Source organism: Archangium lansingense, assembly GCF_026626635.1.
Classification (GTDB): Bacteria; Myxococcota; Myxococcia; order Myxococcales; family Myxococcaceae; genus Archangium; species Archangium lansingense.
On the sequence record NZ_JAPNKA010000001.1, the window covers coordinates 13,250,758 to 13,272,478 of the forward strand.

Genomic DNA, 21,721 nt, shown 5'->3' on the forward strand with positions numbered 1-21,721 from the left:
TCGCCATCAGCGGCTTCGTCACCGAGTCCACTGGCCGCCCCGGCTCCGCCGCCGCCGTCTTCGCCGCCAGCGTCCTCCCCGTCTTCCTCTTGTCCCCCCTCGCCGGCCTCATCGCCGATCGCGTCGATCGCAAGCGCCTCATGGTCACCGTCGACCTGCTGCGCATCCTGCCTGCCCTCGGCCTGCTCGCTTCCCTGCGCCTGCGCTCGCCCGTGCTCGCCATCTCCTGCGTCGCCCTGCTCGCCGCCCTCTCCTCCTTCTTTGACCCCGTCGCCGAGGCCTCCGTCCCCAACGTCGTCCCCCCCGAGGAGCTGCCCATCGCCCAGGCCACCCTCGGCAGCGTCTGGGGCACCATGCTCTTCATCGGCGCCGCCGTGGGCGGTCTCGCCACCGTCGCCTTCGGCCGCGAGGTCAGTCTCGTCCTCAACGCCTCCACCTTCCTCGTCTCCGCCCTCCTCGTCGCCGGCATCCGCCGCCCCCTCCAGCACCACGTATGGCACCTGGTGGCTGTGGTGGACGCGTGGCCTGTGGCGCGGCCCCTCGGACGTGCTCGCCGAGTACCGCCCCCACCTCAGTCCGGCGGACGCAGAAAACCCCACTCCTGCCCAGCTGCCCGCGTCATCGCCTCGACGACACGCTCGTGGATGAGCCCGTTGCTCGCGATGAGCCCCAGCGTGCCGCGCAGCTCCGCGCCCTGCGAGAAGTCCACCTGCCGCCCATCCAGCCCTGATACCCGCCCCCCCGCCGCCTGCACCAGCGCCGTGCCCGCCACGTGGTCCCACGTCTTGTGCGGATTCTTGCGGATGTCCCGCGGCCCTCGGATGAACAGGTCCGCCGCCCCCGCCGCCACCAACGCGTATTTGATCATCCCGTCGTAGCGCTTGATGCGCCGCGCGTCGAACCCCGCCGCCCCGTACACCCGGTCCGCGATCTCCCGCGAGCGCCGGCCCATGATGTAGCTCTCCACCACCCGGATGCTCGGTGGGTCCACGCGGTCGGACACGTGCAGCTCGCGCGGCTCGCTCCCCTCGAGCGTCTCCGACCAGGCCTTCCCCGCGTCCGTGAAGAAGAGCGTGCCGCCCTCGTCCAGCGGCGACACCGGCGCGCCGATGATGCCATCCACCGGCAGGCCCTCCACCAGAGAGCCCACGCACACCGCGTAGCCGCGCCCCTGGATGAAGCCCTCCGTCCCGTCGATGGGATCGATGACCCATACCCGGTCCGCTCGCACGCCCCTCCCGTGGTTCAGCCAGCGCACGAAGTGCTCCTCGGTCACCGGCTCGCCCAGCAGCTTGCCCACCAGCCGTACCGCCTGCTCTCGCTCCGCTGGCGGCAGGGAGAGGAACGCCTCGCCCGCCTCCTCGGCGATGACCCCGTCCTCGGCGAAGTAGCGGGCAATGGCGCGGCAGATGAGCGCCTGGGCCCCGTAGTCCGCGATCGTCACAGGGCTGGAGTCGCTCTTGCGGCTGACACCAGTCTTGGCAGCCTGCAACCGGCGACACAGCTCGCAGGCGAGCCGCACCGCATCGACAAGGGGTTGTAGCTCTCGCACGCTCGACTGCTCCATCGCGGGGACTGCTCCTTAGAGGACTCTAGGTACGCACCGTCATTTGAGCAGCAGCCTGGACGCTGAATCCGCTCCGCGCGTCACCGGCACCTGCTCTCAGGATGGACCCAGCCCCCGCTTCCGCGGCCACCTGCCTCACCCAGGAAGACTCCGGGAGTGCACGTCACCTCGTCCCCCAAAGCCCGGCACCAGCAGGACCCTGGCACCAGGACGTCCGTTCCTCCGCGTGTGACCGCGATGCGGAGGCGGTGTGGAGGCAGACCTAGTACTGCGAAGCAGACTCCGGAGCCGCAGCGGGCGCCGGAGGGGGCATCATGTTGTTCGTGGGGGGCGGCATGTACGCCGGGCGATTGTAGTCGGGGGCCGCGGCGCAGGTGTACTCCACCGTCCGCGACGACAGCAGGAAGGGCACCAGCGCGGCGCCGACCCACCCGCAGCCGACCTGCCCTGCGACATCATTCCAATCACCGGTGCCGTTGCTACACGCCAGCGCGCCGGCGATGCCACCGGCCACGCCCAGTCCCACGTTGATGAGCCAGTCAGTGCCGCTCAGCTTGCTCTCCGTCCAGGAGACACCGTGCTGGCAGTTCTGCGCCGCCGGCTGCGACAGGTTCGCGAGCCCACCGACCGCGAACCACTGCCGGTCCGTATACGCCGGCCCCGCGGGCTGGGCACGGGTGGCCACTCGCGTGTTGTAGCAGGCGGTCTGGGTCGCCATGACGGCGAGCGCGGCGACAACGGTCCACTGACGCTTCAGCATGTCTGTCTCTCTCTGGATGTGATGATGGACGCCGGCCCGTCCGGGAACGGACGAGGGGTGAAGCAGAATATTCATCCATCGTGCTCCCCCATGGCGCATCTACCGGAACATCCCACGACACGCCATGTCTCCGTCTCACTCCTCCCGGGGTGAAGGATGAAGAGACTCCGCGAGCCGGTGCAGCAACCGGAGCTGCGAGTTCCTCAGGCCTCGCGCGGCGCTCACCAGCCGGCGCAGACCCAAGGGCTGCGGAGCATCCAGCCCCAGCAGCTCATCGGAGGGAATCTCCAGCGCCACGCAGATGCGCCGCAGCGTGGGGACGCTGGGGAACATCTCGCCGCGCTCGATGCGGCCATACACCTCGAGCTGCACGCCCACCCGGCGCGCCACCTCCGCCTGGGTGAGCCCGGCCCGCATGCGGGCGGCATGGGCCATGGTACCGAGGTTCATCGCCAATGGACGTTCAACACGAGCCGAGAGCCGGGGCATGCGACGGGGCCTCCAGGAGACACGCCCTACCTTACGTACTCGGTACGTCCTGTCAATGCCCACTACCAATTCGAGTGGTTGACCCGACACCTCCCCCCTTTAGAGGTATGGTGACCTGACCCCGGGAGTCGGCACCCTCCTCTGGGCGACGCGGGCGGCTTCGCGCCCCAGTACGCGAGTGATGAGATGTGCGAGTGGTGGCTCCCCGCTCTCTGCGAAATCCCCTGGTTCGCTCCGAGTGTGGCTGCAGGGGTGAGACGCGCCGAAAAGCGGCGCGGCAGGGGGTGTTCGCGCGCAACCTCCGTAGTTATGGTGCGTCTCCCCCCGCTTTACGGCTCCGTCCCCCAGGAGGCCTCACCCATGCCCAAGGAACACGTCGACACCCGGAACCTCCAGGTCCACGACATCCCCCAGCAGCACGACAGTCTTCAGGCCGTCTCCGACAACGTCACGCTCGTGGTGACCCAGGCGTTCGGCCCCGGCGGTGACAACCTCGCCGGCTTCTCGGACATAAAGTTCAACGGCTACCCCGCCGTCAGCCTGCTGCTGCGCACCCCCGACGGGCGCGAGGGCGTTGTCCACCTCTCCCCCATCCACGGCGACAAGCGCAAGGTGGGCTTCACCGACATCTCGCCTGGCACCCGCTGCACCCTGCTGTGCCCCGTCACGAAACGCCCGCTCGACAAGCTCGGCCCCGTCGACGATGGCAGCGGCGCCCACTACTACGCCCTCTATCTCACCCCCAAGCTGACCAAGGGCCACGCCGTCGCCATCACCGACATCTGGGACCACTTCCACTCCCGCATCGTCGACGACGAGGCCGTCATCTCCTACTGGGCCCAGACGCACGCCATCTGAGTGGGATAGCTGGCGAGCATGAGACCCGCGCTCCTGCTCGCCTCCCTCCTCGCGCTCCCGGCCTCCGCCGCCGAGCCTCCCGCCCCCAAGGCCGTCGTCCTCAAGGATGTGCCTACCGCGCTCACCCTCCAGGGTGTCCAGGAGCGGCTCGACAAGGGGCTGCTCGGCGTTCAGGACTCCCTGGGCACCCTCGCGCCCGGGAAGCTCGCCGACGTGGTCGCCGTCCCGGGAGACCCGCTCCAGGACATCCGCCGCACGCAGCAGGTCTTCTTCGTCATGAAGGAGGGCGTCGTGTACCGCCACGACAAGGGCACGAGCGCCTCTGCTGTCTCACCCCGCTGAGCGCCCGGGCCGGCTAGGATTTCGCAGCGGGCTCCGCCTCGGGCAGCAGCTTGCGCAGCTCGTCCGCCATGTTCCCCAGCTTGAGCGCCGTGGCCGCCACGTCCGTGCCCATCTGCGCGTACGTGTCCACCAGCTCCAGCAGCGTCGCGCACCCCTGGGAGATGTGCGTCGTCTGCTCCGCCTGACGCTCCGCCTCCCCGGCGCTCTTCTCCATCAGCTTCTGGTTCTGCAGGACGATTTCGCGGATGGAGCGCAGCGTCGTCCTCGCCGACTCCAGCACCGGCGTGAAGCGCTCCGTCGTCTCCCGGATGTGGCCCACCGCGCTCAACGTCTCCGACATCTGCTTCGTCACCCCGCCCACCACCTCGCCAATCCGCGCCGAGCTCCGCCCCGACTCCTCCGCCAGCTTGCCCACTTCCTTCGCCACCACCGCGAAGCCCCGTCCGTGCTCCCCTGCTCGCGCCGCTTCGATTCCCGCGTTCAGCGCCAGCATGTTCGTCGCCGCCGCCATCTCCTGGATGGTCTCCACGAAGCCGTGGATGCGCTCCGAGCTCTCCTCCAGCCGCTGCACACTCGTCGCGCTGCGCACCACCGCCTGGCCAATCGCCGACAGGCTCGTCTCCATCCCGCTCACCAGCGAATCCACCTCGCCCGTGTAGCGCTGCGCCTCCTCCGCCTGCGTCGCACTCGCCCTCGAGTGCCGGAACAGCGCTCCCGCCGCGCTCGCCATCTGCTCGCTCGCGGTGGCAATGCGCAGCGCCGCCGTCCGCACGTGCACCGCCTGCTGCGACATGTCCGCGATGGTCGACGAGAGCACCTGCGCCGAGCCCGCCAGCGTCCGCCCCGTCTCCACCACCTTGCCCCGAGAGGCCTCCAGCTCCCTCAGCGCCTGCTGCATGCTCTGCCGCAGGTGGAACTGCTTGCGGTGCCCCGAGTGCAGCGCCTCCAGCAGCAGCCCCACCGCCAGCGAGCCCAGCAGCAGGATGAGGTCCAACACCAGCATGCCCGCCACCGGTGCCCGAGACAGCGCCAGGTCAAAGCCCAGGTGCGACACGCCCAGCAACGCGTAGAAGGCCATGCGCGCCCACCGGCGCACCGGCAGCATGGACGGGCCCGTCAGCACGTTCAGGAACACCATCACCACGTGGTAGCCCGAGCCCTCCAGCCCCATCCGGTAGAAGGCCCAGTCGTTGCCCACCGCGTACAGCAGCGTGGTCCAGTACATGGCCACCGGCAGGTCGCGCGGATCCACCACCTTGCGCACCGCCAGCAGCGCCGCCGGCACCAGCAGCCAGGGCAGTCGCGCCAACGCCACCCGGGTCACATCCAGGCCCGCATCCGTCGCGGCCAGCGCGTACAGCATGTCCAACACGAACAGCACCGGGCTGGCCACCAGCGCCGTGAGCGTGAGCTTCCCGAGCCGTAGCGGCCCTCGCTTCAGCAGGAACTCATGGTAGCTCTCCTCGGTATCGGGAGATGGGGGGTTGTTGTCCATGTGCTCGGCCACGGCCCCGAGGACCTCCCTCGAGAGCGTCCGCGCACGGTATCAGACGCAGCCCTCACCCCGGCGCGCCCATTCGCTCGCCCGGCTGCTCAGCCCAGACCGGCAGTCACCTCTCCCTACACCACGGGCAACTCCCGCTGCATCGGCCCCGGGGGGAAGGCCTCCTCCAGCCGAGCCATGTCGTTCGCCGTCAGCCGCAGTCGGCCCGCCGCCGCGTTGGCCCGGGTATGCGCCTCCCGGCTCGCCTTGGGGATGCAGAAGAGCGAGCGCCGCCTCATCAGGAAGGCCAGCGCCACCTGACGTGGGGTGGCGCCATGGGCCCGCGCCACCTCCGCCAGCACCCGCCCGTCCGGGCTGTCCGGCTCCGGGAAGTCCCCACTCCCAAAGGGGCTGTAGCCCACCACCGCCACCCCGTGCCGCTCGCACCACGGCAGCACCCGGTGCTCAATCTGCCGCTCCCTCAGGTGGTAGAGCACCTGGTTGCACGCCGTCCGCCCCGGCCCAGCGATGGCCAGCGCCTCCTCCAGGTCGTCCATGTCGAAGTTGCTCACCCCCCAGGAGCGAATCTTTCCGTCCGTCCGCAGCCGCTCGAAGGCGCGCAGCGTCTCCTCCAGCGGGTGCGGCCCCGGCCAATGCAGCAGGTAGCAGTCCAGCCGATCCGTCCTCAGCCGCTTCAGACTGCGCTCACAGGCCTGGAGGGTGCCCTCGTAGGTGGCGTTGTTGGGCATCACCTTGGACACGAGGAACACCTCGTCGCGCCGCCCGGCCAGCGCCTCGCCCACCAGCAACTCCACCTCGCCGTAGCCGTACAGCTCCGCGGTGTCCACGTGCGTCATCCCCAGGTCCAACCCCACCTGGAGCGCCCGGATGGCACTCGCCCGGTCGTCATCCTCCATCTGCCACGTGCCCTGCCCGAGCACCGGTACCTCGACTCCCGTGGAACCGAAGACGCGCTTCTCCATGTGACTCCCCCGTCGGGCCAGGGTCTTATTTCCTCCCTGTGCCCGGTATGCCGGCCTGGCGTCCGGCGGCTCCTGCCCCGCACTCGCCTTCCCGACTCGCCTTCCCTAGAAGTGCCAACGCCCGGCCCCCTCCCCCTCGTCCCGCCCCCCCGGGCGCGCTCATCGCCCCGGCTTGACGGAGTAGGCACCCGTCTTCGCGTCCACGGACACCCGGGGCGGGCGACGCGTCTCCTCGAAGTGGCGCCAGCCCGGCTCCAGGCTCTTCCAGAAGGACACCAGCTGCGGCGTGGCCCTCGGGTGCTTCTCCAGCGCGGCCAGGCCCTTCTCGTCCAGCCGGCGCGGGAAGATGTGGATGGGCACGTCCCGCTTCATCTTCGCCCGCGCCTCCAGCACCATCAGGTACAGCTCTTCGATGGGGCCGTCCTCGATGGCGATGCAGCCGATGCTCATGCAGTTGCCATGCACGTAGATGGCGCCCCCCAATGGCCGCTGGCCCAGGCGCCGATCCGAGTCGTTGGGGTAGCTCACCCGCATGGACAGGTGGAACTGGCTGTACGGGTTGAACTGGTCCAGCGTGTAGAAGCCCTCGGGCACCTGCTCATCACCCTCGCGCCGCTTGGGGCCCATGTCCCCCGAGGCCGCGCAGAAGGGGAACGTCTTCACCTTGCGCAGCCGCTGGCCCTTCTCCCCCGCCCAGACCTCCAGCACTCGCTCCTGCTTGAAGGCCCGCACATACATCTCGCTGGGCGGCCAGGAGACCCCCGCCTCCGCGAAGGTCTTCGCCACCACGCTCGCCTTCGCCCGGCGCGCCTCCGCCACCCGGTCCTTCGCCTGCACCGGCAGCGCCGCCCAGAGTCCCAGCAACAAGAGCCATTTCATCATGGCCGCCTGGACACCCCGGCGCGCGTTGCCGTTCCATGGGGTGTCACCACGGCCTCCCGCGTCCTCGCCAGTCCTTCAGAGGCCTTGTGCCGCCTGCTTCACCAGATGGCCCGTGAAGTTGTACTCCAGCAGGTGGCGCTTCAGACGCCCATCGCTGGAGGCGAACGTCTGGACATAGTCCCCCTGCGCCAGGAAGAGCGTAACGCTGTACACCCCGGTGTCCCGGTCCACGTGGCCCTGTCCACTCAGCGCGCGGCCCTTGTTCGCCCCGTTCTTCAGGATGTGGACGAACACGTCATTCGCGGTCGCGCCGTAGTGATAGGCGTCCTTCACGAACGAGATGTTGAAGAAATACAGGCCCGTACACGGCGCGACGAAGGTGCCCCCTCCCGCGGCCCAACCGCTCCCCTCCTGGGTGTGCGTCGTCGGGTAGCTCAGCAGCATGAGCCCTCCCTCCGAGACGTGGCCACTCCCACTCGCACTGAAGGCGACGATGCCCGACTCCGGGCAACGGGTACCGGCCGACAGCTCGGCCTGCCGGGCGGTGGTGGGGTCCACCGTCTTGTACTGCGCGAAGAGCACCCGCTCTTTCGGAGGCCCGGCCTCCCTCCCCGCCGAGGCGGGCTCCTCCGCCCATGCGAAGCCTGGAGCGAGGAACGAAACCAGGCCAGACAGCAGCAGGACCCGCGACGTCTTCATGAGAGCCTCCCTTCCCGGGCCTCCCGGGGTCCGAGGAGACTTGGCCTGGGAGGCGTCTCCCACAACCGGGACAGGGGCTCAGGCAGGCTGCCGGTGAACGGATCGCTCCCTCTCGGTGTCGGCGAGCCGACGCGAGGGCCCACTCGGACTCAGCGGCGTCCGCCGCCCGTGGCCGTGAACCAGGCGGGCCCGGCTTCCACGTCCGGGCTAGCGCCACTCGAGGAGCGGAAGGGAGACCCGAACAGGCCGTCATCCTCTTCCCCAGGCGCCGTGTCCGTCGACTCCATGGCGACCGACAGCAGTCCGGCGAGGATTCCCAGCAGGCACACCCCCGCCACCGTCAGCTTCACCTTCCGGCGCCAGGTCTGTACGGGCTCGCGGTGGTAGCGCGGCATGCCCCGGCGCTGCCGCTCACTCTGCAGGTCAATGACCCTTCCTGGCGCCTTGATGGGCATGCATGCATCCTAGCCCACATGCCCGAGACGGCTCCCGGTGCTTCGGTGGGAAGGCTCATATCCTAACGCATGCCGGGTCGGACAGGTAACACGCGCCCCACCGAACGCGCCCTTCTCCCCGCCAGGGGCCTGGAACGAGCGGACTCCTGACGCACCGCACCGCCGACCGTGACGAACCTGGACCTGTTTCCCCCGAGCCGAGCGCGTGCCGGTCCGCTCCCACTGGAACGTCCAGTTGCTCGCGCGGCGCATGCCATACTGCCACGTGCGCTATGACTTCGAATCCAGACGCAGCGGAGCTAGGCGCCCCGGCAGACCTGGCGCTGAGATTGAAGCTCATCCCCCTCGGGGACACCGTGCGGGGCTACTTCTTCCACTGCGCCCTGGAGCAGGTCCGCCTCCTGGGAGACGAGGAGGCCCTGAGGCGCTGCCGCGAAGCGGGCGGACTGGAGTCGCCCATGCGCTTCTTCAAGTACCCCATCAGTGGCTTCGTGCGGCTGCTCTACGAGGCGGCGAGGGCCCTGACGGACTCCGCCGGTAGCTTCGAGGAGGCGATGCGGCAGCTCGGGCGCCATGTGGCCACCGAGTTCCTGGGCAGCCCGGTGGGCAAGACGATGTTACTGCTGGCCGGAGACAACCTGCAGCGGCTGGCCGACAGCCTGCCCATGGTCTACCGCACGGGCTGGGGGCACGGAGTGGGCGAGGTGGCGTGGACTGGTTTCAGCTCGTGCCGCACCTCCATCCACGGGAACGTCATCCCCTTCCCCTACTTCGAAGGCATCTTCCTGGAGGTGTTCCAGGCCGCGGGAGCCACCCACCTGAAGGTGGCAGGTCGACAGGTGGGGCCCGCGGATACGGAGTACGAGCTGTCCTGGGAGCTCAGAAACCTTCCCAGATGAAGTCCAGCGTCGGCAGGAAGTCGTTGCTCCGGACGCGGACGCGATCGCTGAAGCCATCGGCGCCCTCGACGACGCGCGTGGCGCCCTGGTCCGCGTTGGCCCACAGGACGCCGGCGGTGATGCGGCTGTGCTGTGAGACGGCGATGTCCACGCCCAGGTGAGCCGTGAACACCAGCGGAGAGATGGACGCGATGGGCCCCACGCCCTGGCTCGAAGCGGGGAGGTCGCCCTGGGAGCCAGTGACGTAGAGGTTCAGCTCTCCGCGCAGGCGCAAGCGGTCGTTGAAGGCGTGGTCATAAGCGCCCCCCACCCGCGAGCGGAAGCCCGTGAGTGGTGCCGCGAGCACCAGGTCCAACGGCGTGAGGAAGGAGTTGAGGGACGTGGCGCTATTCGGGCCGAGCCCAATCCGGAAGGCCGCATCCGCCCGGAGCGTCCACACGTCGTGCTCGAGCACGTTGCCCGAGAGCAACAGCCCCGCGCGAGGAATCAGCATCCAACCGATGTCGTTCTGGCTCGTGTCCCAACTGGGGAAGAGGTAGCCCTTCACCAGCCGCATGGCGAACGTGGGCATGGACAGACCGGCCTCGGCCGTCAGCCGCAGGGGCGAGCGCAGCAGCGCGAAGCGGGCATCCACGTGGGGCGCCACGAAGAAGAGGAGTGGATGGGTCTGGAGCTCGACGTTGTCGTGGACGGCGATGCGCAGCGGGTTGAACACGCCCACGCTCCAAGAGCCCCGGGGCCCCACGTCCGCGGTGTCCCGCGCCGGCAGGGGTTGAGCGAAGGCGAGGGTGCTGCTCAACAAGACAAACAGCAGGGTGGCTCTCATGGCAGCCTCCAGGTACCCACGACGGGGGCATGGTCGGACAGACGGCTGGCATCACCCTGGACCTCGAGACGCCCGGGGCCCTGGATGACGTCCGTGTTCGTCCATACCTCGCCCTTGCGGATGAAGAGATAGTCCAGCGTGCGATTCCAGGTGCCGGGCACTCCCTGGTCATTCACGCTGTCCGGCCCGAGCACCGAGTGCGTGAAGTAGCGCCGCTGGTTCTCGTCGCCCACGCCGTAGCGGGCCAGGGAGATGGAGGGCTCGAAGTCGTCATAGAAGCGCTTCATCACGCTGGGCGTGTAGGGCGGCTGCTCGAACTCGGTGCCCTTGCTGCTCTCTCGCTCGTCCATGAAGCCCGAGAGCCGCAGCTTGCCCTCACAGGACTCGGGCGTCCCCGCGGCCGCGCGCTCGTCGCACACAGGCGGCAGCTCGTTGAAGTCTCCTCCAATCACCCAGGGCAGCGTCTCCGCCCGAAGGACGTCATGGATTTGTTGGATCTGCTTCTGCTTGGTGCCGTCCTGGTCATACGCCTCGGTGTGCACCACGTACGCGGCGATGGTCCGGCCGTTGCCCACGTCCACCTCGGCCCGGCCAATGGCCCGCTTGATGTAGAACGTCGACGTCAGCGGATCCTGATCCGTACGGTCCACCTGCCGGATGCGCTCGGCCTTGGTGATGGGGTAGCGCGAGAGGATGGCGTTGCCCAGGTTGATGCGGCCCACGCCCTCGGATGGCACGTAGCGCGAATCCCACGTGGACATGAAGGCCGCATAGCGGAGGTTCGTGTTCTCCAGCAGGAAGCGCACCTGGTCGATATAGGCGCTGCGCTTGGAGTCGACCTCAATCTCCTCCGTCATGAGGATGTCCGGGTCGTACTCGCGGATGAGCGCCGCCACCCGGGTGAGGCAGTCGGTCACCTCGGACTCGGACATCTGGACGCGGTCGCCCCAGAAGTCGAACCAGAAGTCGATGCGGCAGGCACCGTACTTCACGTTCCACGCCATCACCTTGAGCGAGGTGGGGTTGGCCACCGGCGCGGGGTGCTCCGCCCGGGCCTTGAACCGAGGGACTTCATCCCGGGTGAAGGACAGCGGGTCGGCCACCCATTCGCAACTGGCCAGCATCAACGGAAGGAACAGCAACGGGAGCGTTCGTCTCATGCGGGGAGCGAGGGTACCCCGATTCCCCTGTCCACGGGGCGTGCGTCCTTCTCACTCCCAGCCTCAGCCAATCTGCAGGCCGGCGAGTGAGCGATGACGCGGAGCCCCAAGTCTCACCGCGGGGCCTTCGCTCCCCTTCGGGCACGGACTTCTTCGTAGGCGGCCCGGAGCTGCTCGGCGACGGAGGGACCCTTTCGTTTCGCCGGCTTCCCCAGATGCGCTTCGCGCAGCTCGGCCATGAACTGCTCCCACAGCGCCGGGCCCCCCTCCTCCAAGAGCTGCGCGCGGATGCTGAGCTCCTCTGTCACCGGCAGGTGCCTGCGCCCCCACGCTCCCAGGTGCGCGAAGATGGGCACCAGCTCGATGGATTTCTCCGTCAGGCTGTAGACCGCCTTCTGCTTGTGGGTGGGGTCATCCGCCTTGGTGATCATCCCCTCGTCCAGCAGCATCTTCAGGCGATCCGCCAGGATGTTCGACGAGATGCCTTCCTCCGACTGCGTCAGCAGCTCCCGGAAGTGCCTCCGGCCTCCGAAGATGATGTCGCGCAGGATGATCAGGCTCCAACGGTCCCCGAAGACCTCCAGCGAGAGATTGATCGGACAGCCTGACCGGTGTTCCACACTCATGATTCCGCTCCAACGAAAACCGGTTGCATTCTCGTATCAGTGTCCCTACCCTGCAACCGATTGCACTTTGCAACCAGTTAATCGGAGACAAGGAGCGGACGATGCAACGTCGAGGGAACGGCGCGGCCCCCGTGGGGGTCGACCGCCGGAGCATGCTCGTGGGCGCCGCGGCGCTCGGGGCGACAGCACTGGGTTGCAACCGGGCGGCGGGAGGGCCCTCACCGGCCCGAGAGGGGTTCTCCCAGGAGGGGCTCGCTCGCATGCATTCCACCCTGGCCGCCCATGTCGAGCGCGGTGACCTGCCGGGCGTCGTGACGCTGCTCAGCCGGGGCAACGAGGTGCACGTGGATACGATCGGCGTGCATTCCTTCGGCGGCACCGTCCCCATGCGGCGCGACACCCTGTTCCGTATCGCCTCGATGACCAAGCCCGTCTCGGGCGCCGCGGCGATGATGCTGGTCGAGGACGGAAAGCTCAAACTCGACGAGCCCCTGGACCGCCTGCTGCCCGAGCTCGCCAACCGCAAGGTGCTCAAGCGTATCGACGGGCCCCTCGATGACACCGTGCCCGCTCACCGCCCCATCCTCGTCAGTGATCTCCTGACGCTGCGCATGGGCATGGGGGCCATCTTCACGCAGGACCCCTATCCCATCCTCCAGGCCATGACCGAGAAGGGCGTCGCGGTGGGCCCCCTGCTGCCGAATGCGCCGAGCCCGGACGCGTGGATCCGCGCCCTCGGAGCCCTGCCCCTCATGCATCAGCCGGGCGAGGTCTGGATGTATGACACCGGCCTCACCGTCCTGGGCGTGCTGCTCGCGCGCGCCGCGGGGAAGCCGCTCGAGGACTTCTACCGGGAGCGCATCTTCGAGCCCCTGGGCATGAAGGACACCGGCTTCAGCATCCCAGCCGACCAGCTCGACCGGCTGCCCACCAGCTACTGGCGCAACCCCGAAACGCAGAAGTTCGACGTCTTCGACGCCCCCGGCAAGGAGAGCCGCTTCAGCCGCCCGCCGGGCTTCCCGTCCGCAGCGGGTGGCCTGATCTCGACGGCCGATGACTACCTCGCCTTCGCTCGGATGATGCTGAACAAGGGCGAGCACCAGGGCCGGCGCCTCCTCTCCGCGCGCTCGGTCGAGCTCATGACCACGGATCACATCACTCCCCAGCAGAAGGCCGCCTCGCCCTTCTCCCCCGGTTTCTGGGACGAGCACGGCTGGGGCTATGGCCTCTCCATCGTCCAGAAGCACGAGCCTGGAGATCCACGCGGCTTCGGATGGGACGGCGGCTACGGCACGTCCTCCTACTGGGACCCCGAGACGGGTGTCATCGGCGTCCTGCTGACGCAGCGGATGATGGACTCTCCGACGGCGCCAGCCGCCTTCGTGGACTTCTGGCGAACGGCGTACGAAGCGCTCCCGGCCTGAACCACCGCTCGATGACCCCGCTCCGGAGGACCGCTGAGGGAGGCCCGTTGAGCTCCCTGCGTCAGATGGCGTCGAGATCGATGTCGCAGCCGATCTTCTCGCCCAGTGCCGCCAGCTCCTCACGCATCTTGCGGGCGCTCGTGCCCTGCGGAAGGGTGACGACACCCTCGAGCACGAAGAGCGGCGTCCCCGCGAAGGGCGCCGACTCGACCCGCGTCTCCAGCTCCTCGACATTGACGGAGTGCTGACGCAGGAGCGCCGTCACGCGGGCGGCGATGCCGGGCTGATCATTGCTGTAGACCTTGAGCCGGTAGGGAATGCTGCCGGGGGCGCGAGAGCCGACGACGGCCGCCTCATACATCTCGAGGCGCAGCCCCAGCCCGGCACCTTCGTTCTCGAGCTTGCTCTGGAGCGAGGCGAGCGCTTCGGCGGGGCCCACGATGAGGGCCAGCAGGGCGAAGTGGCCGCGCAGATTGACCATGCGGCTGTCGGCGAGGCTGGCACCCACGTCATACACGTGACGGGTGAGCTCGGCGACGAGCCCAGGGCGATCGGGACCAACGGCGGTGACGATGAGCTGAGCCATGGCCGGGAACATAACAATCCAGCCGGGGTCGCGAACACGCATGAAACAACGAATGATGGCCAGATTGAACAGAGTGCGAGCCATCACCTGACGCGGAATCACGAACCTGAAGGAGTTCTGCCGCAGCTCACGCAGGCGAACACGTCGGAACTACGACAAGGGGCCTGGGAGTGAATTCAACAAACTACAGAAATGGGGAGACCGCGCATTCGAGAACCCAGGAGGGCGTCCCATGATGCACGTGTATGTCCTTCAGCATGTGCATGCAGCTCCAAACGGAGAGGAGGATGTCAAGCTCATTGGCGTGTACGTGACCGAGGCAGATGCACAGGCGGCTGTTTCCCGTCTGAGCCAACAGCCAAGCTTCCGAAATCACCCGCAGGGGTTTCACATCTCTCGGTACGAGCTCAACAAGGACCACTGGACCGAGGGGTTCATTGGATGGGACGAAGCCCTTGATGAATCATGAATCGGGGCCCCACCCGCAGGAGTACCACGAGGAGATCTCCACACCGGGGACATGGCTCAACCGGCCGGCCGAGGTGTCCGGCCGAGGTGTCAGACGATTCGTAGGAGGCAATATGCCTGTACGAGTCCTTTGACACCTTCCCCGCGGCAGTCGGTACCCTTTGGCAAGCGGCCATCAGTGCGCTCAGCACCAGCACTTCGGCGTTTCTGAACATTTCGCCAGGGCTCACGCTACGGAGGGGCTCCCACGGGCTTCCGTGGAGCCCCTGGCTTCGAGTGCCTGGATTCACTCACGATTCTTCGAAGAGGGTGTGCCGTCGCGGGTTTGGGGCACCCCTCGTCCACGGGTTCAAATCCTGTCTCCCTGGTCGGTCAAGGGGTTGAGCGCTCCCGCGTCCGTCAGAAGGCAAAGCCGACGCCGGCGCGCAGGCCGAAGTTGCCGATCTCCGCGCGCAGGGCCACCGCGTCGGCCACCCGGTAGGCGACACCCGGCCCCCCCGTGACGTAGAGGCCACCGACGGAGTTGACGCCCGAGGTGTTCGTGAACGCGAGCACCCAGCCGAGGCCGATCTTGGCGTAGGCGTCGAACCGGTCGGTGATGTGGAACGTCCAGCGCCCCTCGGCGGGGATGCCGAGGGCCGTGTAGGTGAAGCCGCCGCTCCCGCCGAACCAGATGTCACCGCCAAACTCCAGCTCGACGGAGTCGTTGAGGGAGGGGATGAAGCCATCGTGGACGATCGGGAGCGTGTAGCGCGCGGCGGCGCCCATGCCGAGGCCGTAGTACCAGCTCGGGAACGCGAAGACCGAGATCATATGGTCCCGCGTCTGCGGGCTCCGGTCGAGCAGCGCGCCCGTCCGGCGGACAGCGGACTCACCGTCGGAGGAGCGCTCCGCGTCTTCGCTCGCGCGAGAGTCGCCGGAGGCGAGGAGGAGGGAACTGGTCAGGAGGGCAGCAGAGGTGAGCATCGGTGTTCTCGTTTGGGTTCCGGCCAAGCCGGGCGAGCGCACCATATGTAGAACTCGTGAGACGTGGAAGCAGTTCATCGCCGCCGAGCAGGCGGAACCCAGCGGAATCCTTCTGGATTCGGACCACGTCTACCGGGTGGAGGCCACGCAGCTCCCATGGAGTACTCGTCTGCCCAGGCCGCCCTTCCATGAGGTGCGCGGCAGGGGCCTGGCTCTCTTGGCCCTGGCGGCGGCGACGGGTGGGTGGGTCGTGCAACTCACAGACGCACCGCTCGATCTGGACAACCCCGCCCACCTCGACACACTCAAACGGGCCTACGAGCGCTTCCCGGAGATCGGCGGGCGCTCCACCCCTCGAGGCTCGGCACAGCTCGCCGCCTGCCTCACGTCCCCTGCTCCCGCTCCCACTTCTCGAGCCTCTCGAGAATGGAGATGGGATGGATGGCGCGGTGGTGGAGGTTCTCGTGGAAGACCGCGAGGTGGTACTCCCCGGCAATCGAGATGAAGGCATGGGTCGGTGGCGCGAGCTGCTTCGCCAGCCAATCCTCTGCCTCCTCATGAGAGACAAAGGAGGCCACGGTGGCGGGAGGCCCATCCTCCATCAAGTGCCGGATGAGCATCTCCACGGTGAACTGCGGTAAGAGCCCCCGGCGGTTCAGCTCGCGGAAATAATAGAACTGATAGTACTCACCCGCGACCAGCACCTGTCCTTGAGCCAGCGGCTCGGGCTGATTGTCGAGCCAGGCCTTCGCCTCTTCGCGCGTCCTGAACGATGCGAAGACGTGCGGCGGACCGGGGGCAAGCGCATCGCGGCGAAACGCCTCGAACGCCGTGTGCTGGCCGGTCGAGGCGATGAAGTGAAGTGCGTCGATGACGACCGACGCCAGCTCCTTCTCCTCCGGCAGGTGGAGCTCTCCTCGGATCCGGACCATGAGCCCCGCCGCTTCACCCAGGAGCGTCTCGATGGAAGTCTTTCCCCCAGGGGGAGACAGAGAAGCGCCGGGGCTCCGGCGATAATCCTCGAAGCGGTAGTCCTGACCCAACTCGGAGATGAACAACAAGGCATCTCTGGCCACCAGGAGCAGCTCGCTCTCCTCGGGAGAGGTCTGCTCCGTCCGGTACCTTCCGATGATCCGTGGAGCCTCGAAGCTGATGATCTCCCCTATCGTCATGATGGCACCTCGGCGAAGAGCAGGACGGGAGCGAGCAGCACGATGCCTCCAGCGCAGACGGCAACATGGAAAGCCACCCCCGCGATGACGACAACGGCTCCGAGCGCGAGCTCATCCTGGTGGCGCTCGAGCCAATCGACCGCGGTGTCGATGGCCTCGAACTTCACAGGCTCACGGCCCGCCTCTCCCTGGCAGTTGGCGAGCTGTTTCATGCAAGCGGTCCTGCAGTAACTCTTCTTCCCGGTCCGCCAGGGACCGTACTGCTTGGAATCGTAGATGTATTTGTCGACCTGATGGATTCTCGTGCTGGCCTGGCACTCCGGAACGCAAATGTCATACTGACGTTCGCATTCCGCCGCATCGAGTGAGACTCGGACGATCTGGCGGACGATGTCTACCTGCCGAGGCGTTGGGGGTTGGCGGGGCTGTACCGAGCCGTGTACGGCATGCGCATCGACCCCTCGAAGGTGGGGGATGCCAAGGTGTTCCGCACCTGGAGATGGACAGTGGCCCTCATCGTCTCCGAGGAGTTCAAAGAAGCCCTGGAGCGCATTGGGGCCACGGGGACGAAGTTCAAGGCGGTGTAACAGCGGTTGGGAAACCGCTCGCGAATCCGATGTGAGACGGCCCGTCACCCCCTCGGGAGTGGCGGGCCGTCGTGCGTTTACAGGACGAGAACGAGCCGGCCGCGCTGCGCGGCGCGTCAGGCGTGGATGCGCGCGCCTGACGCACCTGCTCCCACCGGGAAACTTGCATTCCCGGTAAGGACGCTGGTACTTTCTTCATCACTCGAACGAACTCAGGCACGTTCGCAGTGGGAGAGGGGTGGGGCTCGGAGGCGCGGTAGGCCGGCCCGGGCGTGCGTCGGCGGAATCCTCCTCTGACGAGGGGCGCCCACGGTGACGCAGCGCGCAACGCGGGCCCCGGCTCTCAGCGACGTCTTGTTTCTTCGCCGTACGCACGAAGCCGTCCAGCAGCGGAGGGGAGCCATGCATGTGGAACAAGCGTTTTGCATGGCCGAGGGCTACCCAGCTCATCCAGGACGACGCGCGGTGCGCCTCACCGCGCCCCTGCATCGAGCCGGGCAAAGGTGCAACCACACTGTCCTTCTACGCCTGGGGCACCACGGGGGACGAGGTGGTCTCCTCCCTGGTGGGCATGGGGCCAACCGCGGATGGCTTCGAGCAGAAATTGGAGGAAGTGAAGCTCACGACGGCGCCGAAGCAGTACACAATCGGTGCCAGCCGCGTCCGAGACCGGAAGGTGGTGGGTGGCTTCGGCTGGGTAGCCGGTGGAAGGACGACTATCCAGTGGCACTGACACCCACCGTGCTTCCACGCGGCCGAACGGAGCGTGAGTGCACGATGAAAGTGGGAACGGCGGAAACGACGGTCGACGCGGCTGGCATGCGCGCGCGGAACAGCAGCCTGCTGCTGAATATGATCTGGCGCGAGCAGCAGATCTCCCGGGCGGAGCTGGCTCGCCGGACGGAGCTGAGCCCCTCGACAGTGTCCGCCATCGTCGCGGACCTGGATCACTCCGGCCTGGTGCGCAACATCGGCGCTGGGGTGTCTCGTGGCGGCCGTCGCCCTACCCTCATCGGCTTCTGCGACGACGCCTTCAGCATCATCGGCGTGGAGATGGGCGCCACCCACGTAACGGTCGTCCTCACGGACCTGCGCGGGCGCGTGCGCGTCCACCGGCACTCGCCCCAGCAGGTGCGCGAGGACCCCAAGGGCACGCTCCAGAAGGTGCGCGAGCTGGTGCAGGAGTGCCTGGAGGCCGAGCGCGTGCCGCGCCGCTCCGTGGTGGGCATGGGCGTGGCCGTCCCGAGCCCCGTCCACCCGTCCTCCCCGGGCAAGCTGTCCCCGCTCATCGTGCCGGCGTGGCGCGACTACGACGTGCAGGAGTGGCTCAAGACCGCCTTCGGCATGCCGGTGTTGGTGGACAACGACGCCAACCTGGGCGCGCTGTCGGAGTGCTACTGGGGCGCGGGCGTCGGGGGCGAGGACCTCACGTACATCAAGCTGGGCACCGGTATCGGCTCCGGCTTCATCATCCACGGGGATGTCTACCGTGGCTCGGGCGGCACCGCCGGTGAGATTGGCCACATCGCCGTGGACCCGGCTGGCCCGCAGTGCCGGTGCGGGCTGCGCGGGTGCCTCGTCACCCTCATTGGCACCCCGGCGCTGCTGGACCGTGCCCGGGAGCTGAATGGCCCCAAGGGCCGCCGTACGCCCACGGTGCGCGAGTTGGTGGAGGATGCGCGCGCGGGCGAGCCGGCCGCGGTGCAGGTCATCGACAGCCTGGGGCACTACCTGGGCATCGCCGTTGCGGGCCTGCTCAACCTCATCAACCCGGCCACCGTCGTGCTCGGCGGGGAGATCTCCTCGGTGGGAGACCTGCTGCTGGACCCCTTGCGCGCCTCGGTGCGCAAGCGGGCGCTGTCCACCTCCATGGCGGAGACGCGCATCGTCACCTCCGCGCTCGGAGACCGGGCCATCGCCGTTGGCGCGGCCACCCTCGTGCTCCAGGCGGCGCTGCGCGACCGCACCCTCTTTCCCATCCAACACGTCAGGAAGACTGCATGACCCGCAACCGTCTCCTCCCATGGCTCGCCGCCATGGTGACCCTCGCGTGTGACCCGGCGGCCAACCGGACCACCAAGCCCGACCCGCTCCCCACCAACCCGCAGCAGCCAGGTTCGGAGTGGCAGCTGGTGTGGCAGGACGAGTTCGAGGGGACGGCAGGTACCCCGCCCTCCGCCGAGCGCTGGGTGCACGACGTGGGAGGACACGGCTGGGGCAACGAGCAGTGGGAGTTCAACACCGCGAGGCCGGAGAACGCCTCGCTGGACGGCGCCGGCAACCTGCTCATCACCGCGCGCAAGGAGAGCTACCAAGGCCGGAGCTACACGTCGGCGCGGATCAACACCCGCGGACGCTTCGAGCACACCTACGGCCGATTCGAGGCCCGCATCCAGCTTCCGGTGGGGCGCGGCATCTGGCCGGCGTTCTGGCTGCTGGGCGCGAACCTCGCGGAGGTGGACTGGCCGGAGTGCGGGGAGATCGACATCATGGAGTACCGGGGCCAGCTCCCGGCGCTCGTCCGCGGCTCGCTGCATGGGCCGGGCTACTCCGGCGGAGGAAACATCGGCTACGAGCACGCCGTCAGTGGCGGCAAGCTCAACGAGGACTTCCACGTCTACGCGGTGGAGTGGGAGCCGAACCGCATCCGCTGGCTGCTGGATGGCGTCACCTTCTTCGAGACGACGCCCGCGCGCCTGCCCGCTGGGGCTCGATGGGTGTTCGACCATCCGCACTTCATCATCCTCAACGTGGCGGTGGGCGGGAACTTCGTGGGCCCGCCGGACAACTCCACCGTGTTCCCGCAGCAGATGAAGGTGGACTACGTCCGCGTCTACTCGAGGGCGCAATGAAGCCCGCGCTCTGGCTGCTGCCCGTCCTGCTGGTGGCCTGCACCTCGGAGCCCCGCCCGCGGCCTCCGGGCGTGCTGTTCGTCTCCGTGGAGCAGCAGAGCGCATGGGTGCGCAACTTCAACCCGGTGTTCACCGGGGCGGGAGCGCGATGGCCCACCCGGGCCGGTGTCTACGAGTGCATGGAGCTGTTCATCCCCTCCACCGGCCAGTGGACGCCCTGGCTGGCGACGGGGCACGCCTGGTCCGAGGACCACCGCACGCTGCGCTTCACGCTGCGCGAGGGCGTGCGCTGGTCTGACGGGAAGCCCTTCACCGCCGAGGACGTGGCCTTCACCTTCCAGCTCCTCAAGAAGCACGCGGCCCTGGACGCGGGCGGCGTGTGGCGCTTCCTCGAGGACGTGCGCGCGGATGGGACGCACGCGGTGGTGTTCCAGTTCTCGCGCGTCTACATCCCCGGCTTCTCCGAGCTGGCTCACCAGCCGCTCATCCCTCGCCATGTCTGGGAGCACGTGGCGGACCCCGTGACGTTCACCAACCCGGAGCCAGTGGGCACGGGGCCTTTCACCCAGGTGACCGTCTTCCGCAACCAGGTGTACGAGCTGGGGCGCAATCCGTACTACTGGCAGCCCGGCAAGCCGGCCGTCTCCGCGCTGCGCTTCCTCGCCTTCCCCACCAATGATCAGGCCAACCTGGCCCTGGTGGAGGGCGAGGTGGACTGGGCCGGCAACTTCGTCCCCTCGGTGGACCGCACCTTCGTCTCCCGGGACCCGGCGCACCACTCTCGCTGGTTCCCCCTCTTCGGCAGCACCGTCTTCCTCTACCCCAACACCACGCGGCCTCCGCTCGATGATGTGCGCGTGCGCAAGGCGCTGAGCATGGCGCTGGACCGCGAGCGGCTGGTGGACATCGCCATGTATGGCTACACGCGCCCGGCGGATGCCACGGCCCTCAATGACTCCTATACGGGCTGGCGGGATGCCGAGGCCGCCAACGGTGCGTGGGTGCGCCATGACGAGGAGGCCGCCAACCGGCTGATGGACGAGGCGGGCCTCAAGCGTGGCCCGGATGGCATGCGGCTCATGCCGGACGGCACGCCGCTGGAGCTCGAAATCGAGGTGGTGGGCGGCTGGTCGGACTGGGTGCGCGCCGGACAGGTGCTGGCGAGAGACTTGCGCAAGCTGGGTGTGAACGCGCACCTCAAGACGTACGAGTTCGGCGCCTGGTACGCGCGCCTGCAGAAGGGTGAGTTCCAGCTCGCCATCTCCTGGTCGCTGGACGGCCCTACGCCGTACACCTTCTACAAGTGGCTGCTGTCGCCGCGCACGGTGCGTCCGGTGGGCGAGGTGGCCGCGGCCAACTGGCACCGCTACGGCGACGCGGAGGCGGACGCCCTGCTGACGCGCTTCGAGACCGAGAGCTCGCCCGAGGTCCAGAAGGAGCTGATGGCCGGAGTGCAGCGGCGCTTCTCCGAGACGGCCCCCGCCATCCCCCTCTTCCCCAACCCATCCTGGGGCGAGGCCAGCTCCCGGCGCTTCACTGGCTTTCCGAGCGCGCAGAACCCCTACGCGCGCCTGTCCCCCCATGCCGAGCCCGACAGCCTGCTGGTCCTGACGGCACTCGCCCCCAGGGAGCCCTGA

25 protein-coding genes and 1 pseudogene are annotated in these 21,721 nt (G+C 68.1%); 11 read left to right on the forward strand and 15 right to left on the reverse strand.

Going from position 1 to position 21,721, the window contains the following annotated elements; translation table 11 throughout:
- Positions 1 to 5: 5 nt before the first annotated feature.
- Positions 6 to 500: pseudogene (locus OV287_RS56680) on the forward strand (MFS transporter); the annotation flags it as partial.
- Between the two features lie 71 nt (positions 501 to 571).
- On the opposite strand, the gene OV287_RS53525 reads toward OV287_RS56680, so the two are convergent.
- The 3 genes from OV287_RS53525 to OV287_RS53535 all read right to left on the reverse strand — a co-directional run bounded on the left by OV287_RS53525 (position 572) and on the right by OV287_RS53535 (position 2,816).
- The gene (locus tag OV287_RS53525; protein ID WP_267541824.1) at positions 572 to 1,567 is read right to left on the reverse strand and encodes an inositol monophosphatase family protein; all 996 of its coding nucleotides are present in this window, start codon (positions 1,565 to 1,567) and stop codon (positions 572 to 574) included.
- 262 nt (positions 1,568 to 1,829) lie between these two features.
- Positions 1,830 to 2,327: a hypothetical protein gene (locus OV287_RS53530; protein ID WP_267541825.1), complete on the reverse strand. Its 498-nt coding sequence runs from the start codon at positions 2,325 to 2,327 to the stop codon at positions 1,830 to 1,832.
- Positions 2,328 to 2,462: 135 nt separating this feature from the next.
- Entirely contained in the window at positions 2,463 to 2,816 is a 354-nt protein-coding gene (locus OV287_RS53535; RefSeq protein WP_267541826.1) for a helix-turn-helix transcriptional regulator, read from the reverse strand.
- Positions 2,817 to 3,176: 360 nt separating this feature from the next.
- Here OV287_RS53535 and OV287_RS53540 point away from each other — a divergent pair, with 360 nt between their 5' ends.
- Both OV287_RS53540 and OV287_RS53545 read left to right on the forward strand, forming a co-directional pair.
- A complete protein-coding gene (locus OV287_RS53540) occupies positions 3,177 to 3,674 on the forward strand; it encodes a hypothetical protein (RefSeq protein ID WP_267541827.1) in 498 nt (165 codons plus the stop codon).
- An 18-nt stretch (positions 3,675 to 3,692) separates the two neighbouring features.
- Positions 3,693 to 4,016, forward strand: a complete 324-nt coding sequence (locus OV287_RS53545; RefSeq protein ID WP_267541828.1) for a hypothetical protein — start codon at positions 3,693 to 3,695, stop codon at positions 4,014 to 4,016.
- Between the two features lie 13 nt (positions 4,017 to 4,029).
- Here OV287_RS53545 and OV287_RS53550 read toward each other — a convergent pair whose 3' ends face one another.
- The 5 genes from OV287_RS53550 to OV287_RS53570 form a co-directional block, all read right to left on the reverse strand.
- Entirely contained in the window at positions 4,030 to 5,523 is a 1,494-nt protein-coding gene (locus OV287_RS53550; RefSeq protein WP_267541829.1) for a methyl-accepting chemotaxis protein, read from the reverse strand.
- Between the two features lie 113 nt (positions 5,524 to 5,636).
- Positions 5,637 to 6,482: an aldo/keto reductase gene (locus OV287_RS53555; protein WP_267541830.1), complete on the reverse strand. Its 846-nt coding sequence runs from the start codon at positions 6,480 to 6,482 to the stop codon at positions 5,637 to 5,639.
- 159 nt (positions 6,483 to 6,641) lie between these two features.
- Complete coding sequence (locus OV287_RS53560) at positions 6,642 to 7,364, reverse strand: L,D-transpeptidase family protein (protein ID WP_267541831.1); 723 nt, start codon at positions 7,362 to 7,364, stop codon at positions 6,642 to 6,644.
- 75 nt (positions 7,365 to 7,439) lie between these two features.
- Complete coding sequence (locus tag OV287_RS53565; RefSeq protein WP_267541832.1) at positions 7,440 to 8,063, reverse strand: C1q-like domain-containing protein; 624 nt, start codon at positions 8,061 to 8,063, stop codon at positions 7,440 to 7,442.
- Positions 8,064 to 8,212: 149 nt separating this feature from the next.
- On the reverse strand, positions 8,213 to 8,518 hold the full coding sequence (locus OV287_RS53570) for a hypothetical protein (protein ID WP_267541833.1): 306 nt from the start codon (positions 8,516 to 8,518) through the stop codon (positions 8,213 to 8,215).
- Positions 8,519 to 8,847: 329 nt separating this feature from the next.
- Between OV287_RS53570 and OV287_RS53575 the strand changes: the two genes are divergently transcribed.
- Complete coding sequence (locus tag OV287_RS53575) at positions 8,848 to 9,417, forward strand: TIGR02265 family protein (protein WP_267541834.1); 570 nt, start codon at positions 8,848 to 8,850, stop codon at positions 9,415 to 9,417.
- On the opposite strand, the gene OV287_RS53580 is transcribed toward OV287_RS53575, so the two are convergent.
- From OV287_RS53580 to OV287_RS53590, 3 genes are all read right to left on the reverse strand, one after another.
- On the reverse strand, positions 9,398 to 10,243 hold the full coding sequence (locus OV287_RS53580) for a hypothetical protein (RefSeq protein WP_267541835.1): 846 nt from the start codon (positions 10,241 to 10,243) through the stop codon (positions 9,398 to 9,400). The two genes, OV287_RS53575 and OV287_RS53580, sit on opposite strands and share 20 nt — an antisense overlap.
- Entirely contained in the window at positions 10,240 to 11,403 is a 1,164-nt protein-coding gene (locus OV287_RS53585) for an endonuclease/exonuclease/phosphatase family protein (RefSeq protein WP_267541836.1), read from the reverse strand. Before OV287_RS53585 ends, OV287_RS53580 begins: the two co-directional genes overlap by 4 nt.
- Positions 11,404 to 11,516: 113 nt before the next feature.
- Complete coding sequence (locus OV287_RS53590) at positions 11,517 to 12,029, reverse strand: winged helix-turn-helix transcriptional regulator (protein WP_267541837.1); 513 nt, start codon at positions 12,027 to 12,029, stop codon at positions 11,517 to 11,519.
- Positions 12,030 to 12,130: 101 nt separating this feature from the next.
- Here OV287_RS53590 and OV287_RS53595 point away from each other — a divergent pair, with 101 nt between their 5' ends.
- Entirely contained in the window at positions 12,131 to 13,453 is a 1,323-nt protein-coding gene (locus tag OV287_RS53595; RefSeq protein ID WP_267541838.1) for a serine hydrolase domain-containing protein, read from the forward strand.
- A gap of 61 nt (positions 13,454 to 13,514) precedes the next feature.
- Here OV287_RS53595 and OV287_RS53600 read toward each other — a convergent pair whose 3' ends face one another.
- Positions 13,515 to 14,039, reverse strand: a complete 525-nt coding sequence (locus OV287_RS53600) for a glycine cleavage system transcriptional repressor (protein WP_267541839.1) — start codon at positions 14,037 to 14,039, stop codon at positions 13,515 to 13,517.
- Between the two features lie 232 nt (positions 14,040 to 14,271).
- Here OV287_RS53600 and OV287_RS53605 point away from each other — a divergent pair, with 232 nt between their 5' ends.
- Complete coding sequence (locus OV287_RS53605) at positions 14,272 to 14,508, forward strand: DUF7336 domain-containing protein (protein WP_267541840.1); 237 nt, start codon at positions 14,272 to 14,274, stop codon at positions 14,506 to 14,508.
- Between the two features lie 398 nt (positions 14,509 to 14,906).
- Here OV287_RS53605 and OV287_RS53610 read toward each other — a convergent pair whose 3' ends face one another.
- From OV287_RS53610 to OV287_RS53625, 3 genes are all read right to left on the reverse strand, one after another.
- Positions 14,907 to 15,473, reverse strand: a complete 567-nt coding sequence (locus OV287_RS53610) for a porin family protein (protein ID WP_267541841.1) — start codon at positions 15,471 to 15,473, stop codon at positions 14,907 to 14,909.
- Between the two features lie 383 nt (positions 15,474 to 15,856).
- A complete protein-coding gene (locus tag OV287_RS53620; protein ID WP_267541842.1) occupies positions 15,857 to 16,645 on the reverse strand; it encodes a hypothetical protein in 789 nt (262 codons plus the stop codon).
- A complete protein-coding gene (locus OV287_RS53625) occupies positions 16,642 to 16,857 on the reverse strand; it encodes a hypothetical protein (RefSeq protein WP_267541843.1) in 216 nt (71 codons plus the stop codon). The genes OV287_RS53620 and OV287_RS53625 overlap by 4 nt, the downstream gene beginning before the upstream one ends.
- A gap of 204 nt (positions 16,858 to 17,061) precedes the next feature.
- Between OV287_RS53625 and OV287_RS53630 the strand changes: the two genes are divergently transcribed.
- The 5 genes from OV287_RS53630 (at position 17,062) to OV287_RS53650 (ending at position 21,721) form a co-directional block, all read left to right on the forward strand.
- Positions 17,062 to 17,232 carry an imm11 family protein gene (locus OV287_RS53630; protein ID WP_267542622.1) on the forward strand — a complete coding sequence of 57 codons (171 nt, stop codon included), beginning with the start codon at positions 17,062 to 17,064 and terminating at the stop codon, positions 17,230 to 17,232.
- A gap of 406 nt (positions 17,233 to 17,638) precedes the next feature.
- On the forward strand, positions 17,639 to 17,965 hold the full coding sequence (locus OV287_RS53635) for a hypothetical protein (RefSeq protein ID WP_267541844.1): 327 nt from the start codon (positions 17,639 to 17,641) through the stop codon (positions 17,963 to 17,965).
- A 44-nt stretch (positions 17,966 to 18,009) separates the two neighbouring features.
- Positions 18,010 to 19,236 (forward strand): ROK family transcriptional regulator, encoded by a 1,227-nt coding sequence (locus OV287_RS53640; protein WP_267541845.1) that lies wholly within the window; start codon positions 18,010 to 18,012, stop codon positions 19,234 to 19,236.
- Positions 19,233 to 20,084 (forward strand): glycoside hydrolase family 16 protein, encoded by an 852-nt coding sequence (locus OV287_RS53645; protein ID WP_267541846.1) that lies wholly within the window; start codon positions 19,233 to 19,235, stop codon positions 20,082 to 20,084. The genes OV287_RS53640 and OV287_RS53645 overlap by 4 nt, the downstream gene beginning before the upstream one ends.
- Positions 20,081 to 21,721: an ABC transporter substrate-binding protein gene (locus tag OV287_RS53650; protein ID WP_267541847.1), complete on the forward strand. Its 1,641-nt coding sequence runs from the start codon at positions 20,081 to 20,083 to the stop codon at positions 21,719 to 21,721. Before OV287_RS53645 ends, OV287_RS53650 begins: the two co-directional genes overlap by 4 nt.

Excerpts from the sequence above, each read along its gene's own strand:
- OV287_RS53525 (WP_267541824.1), bottom strand. The coding sequence starts at position 1,567 with ATGGAGCAGTCGAGCGTGCGAGAGCTACAACCCCTTGTCGATGCGGTG.
- OV287_RS53530 (WP_267541825.1), bottom strand. The coding sequence starts at position 2,327 with ATGCTGAAGCGTCAGTGGACCGTTGTCGCCGCGCTCGCCGTCATGGCG.
- OV287_RS53535 (WP_267541826.1), bottom strand. The coding sequence starts at position 2,816 with ATGCCCCGGCTCTCGGCTCGTGTTGAACGTCCATTGGCGATGAACCTC.
- OV287_RS53540 (WP_267541827.1), top strand. The coding sequence starts at position 3,177 with ATGCCCAAGGAACACGTCGACACCCGGAACCTCCAGGTCCACGACATC.
- OV287_RS53545 (WP_267541828.1), top strand. The coding sequence starts at position 3,693 with ATGAGACCCGCGCTCCTGCTCGCCTCCCTCCTCGCGCTCCCGGCCTCC.
- OV287_RS53555 (WP_267541830.1), bottom strand. The coding sequence starts at position 6,482 with ATGGAGAAGCGCGTCTTCGGTTCCACGGGAGTCGAGGTACCGGTGCTC.
- OV287_RS53560 (WP_267541831.1), bottom strand. The coding sequence starts at position 7,364 with ATGATGAAATGGCTCTTGTTGCTGGGACTCTGGGCGGCGCTGCCGGTG.
- OV287_RS53565 (WP_267541832.1), bottom strand. The coding sequence starts at position 8,063 with ATGAAGACGTCGCGGGTCCTGCTGCTGTCTGGCCTGGTTTCGTTCCTC.
- OV287_RS53570 (WP_267541833.1), bottom strand. The coding sequence starts at position 8,518 with ATGCCCATCAAGGCGCCAGGAAGGGTCATTGACCTGCAGAGTGAGCGG.
- OV287_RS53580 (WP_267541835.1), bottom strand. The coding sequence starts at position 10,243 with ATGAGAGCCACCCTGCTGTTTGTCTTGTTGAGCAGCACCCTCGCCTTC.
- OV287_RS53585 (WP_267541836.1), bottom strand. The coding sequence starts at position 11,403 with ATGAGACGAACGCTCCCGTTGCTGTTCCTTCCGTTGATGCTGGCCAGT.
- OV287_RS53590 (WP_267541837.1), bottom strand. The coding sequence starts at position 12,029 with ATGAGTGTGGAACACCGGTCAGGCTGTCCGATCAATCTCTCGCTGGAG.
- OV287_RS53595 (WP_267541838.1), top strand. The coding sequence starts at position 12,131 with ATGCAACGTCGAGGGAACGGCGCGGCCCCCGTGGGGGTCGACCGCCGG.
- OV287_RS53600 (WP_267541839.1), bottom strand. The coding sequence starts at position 14,039 with ATGGCTCAGCTCATCGTCACCGCCGTTGGTCCCGATCGCCCTGGGCTC.
- OV287_RS53605 (WP_267541840.1), top strand. The coding sequence starts at position 14,272 with ATGATGCACGTGTATGTCCTTCAGCATGTGCATGCAGCTCCAAACGGA.
- OV287_RS53610 (WP_267541841.1), bottom strand. The coding sequence starts at position 15,473 with ATGCTCACCTCTGCTGCCCTCCTGACCAGTTCCCTCCTCCTCGCCTCC.
- OV287_RS53620 (WP_267541842.1), bottom strand. The coding sequence starts at position 16,645 with ATGACGATAGGGGAGATCATCAGCTTCGAGGCTCCACGGATCATCGGA.
- OV287_RS53625 (WP_267541843.1), bottom strand. The coding sequence starts at position 16,857 with ATGAAACAGCTCGCCAACTGCCAGGGAGAGGCGGGCCGTGAGCCTGTG.
- OV287_RS53635 (WP_267541844.1), top strand. The coding sequence starts at position 17,639 with ATGTGGAACAAGCGTTTTGCATGGCCGAGGGCTACCCAGCTCATCCAG.
- OV287_RS53640 (WP_267541845.1), top strand. The coding sequence starts at position 18,010 with ATGAAAGTGGGAACGGCGGAAACGACGGTCGACGCGGCTGGCATGCGC.
- OV287_RS53645 (WP_267541846.1), top strand. The coding sequence starts at position 19,233 with ATGACCCGCAACCGTCTCCTCCCATGGCTCGCCGCCATGGTGACCCTC.
- OV287_RS53650 (WP_267541847.1), top strand. The coding sequence starts at position 20,081 with ATGAAGCCCGCGCTCTGGCTGCTGCCCGTCCTGCTGGTGGCCTGCACC.